Origin of the sequence: Brevibacterium metallidurans (assembly GCF_037101285.1) — a bacterium.
Classification (GTDB): domain Bacteria; phylum Actinomycetota; class Actinomycetes; order Actinomycetales; family Brevibacteriaceae; genus Brevibacterium; species Brevibacterium metallidurans.
Genome location: NZ_BAAAAF010000079.1, coordinates 1 through 511 on the forward strand (window position 1 = coordinate 1; position 511 = coordinate 511).

At 52.1% G+C, this 511-nt stretch carries 1 protein-coding gene; it reads left to right on the top strand.

All coding sequences use genetic code 11. The features are described 5' to 3' along the window. Positions 1 to 358: RNA pyrophosphohydrolase (locus AACX88_RS17615; protein WP_339394149.1), on the top strand; the 358-nt coding region annotated here is incomplete at its 5' end. Positions 359 to 511 lie beyond the last annotated feature (153 nt).

The window sequence follows — 511 nt, forward strand, 5'->3', positions numbered from 1 at the left end:
TGGGTTAAGCCGTAAAGATGTGCGGATCCTGGCCTCAACCCGTAACTGGCTGCGTTACAAGCTGCCTAAACGTTTGGTGCGTTGGGACACAAAGCCGGTTTGTATCGGTCAGAAGCAGAAGTGGTTTCTTCTACAACTGGTCGGCAGCGATACGGCAATTAATATGCAAACCAGCAGTACACCTGAGTTTGATGGCTGGCGTTGGGTAAGTTATTGGTACCCGGTTCGTCAGGTGGTGTCGTTTAAGCGCGACGTTTACCGCCGGGTGATGAAAGAGTTTGCAGGCGTCACTATGTCGCTTGCGGAAACCGCATCCAAGCCGCAAAGCGCGCCTGCTTATCGACGTAAAAGAGGTTAAGCCACGCACATTATGCTCACTCGGTTGCGAGAAATAGTCGAGAAGGTCGCCAGCGCGCCGCGTTTAAATGAGGCGCTGGATATCCTGGTCACGGATATCTGTAAAGCGATGGAAACCGAAGTTTGTTCGGTTTACCTGGCTGACAACGATCGA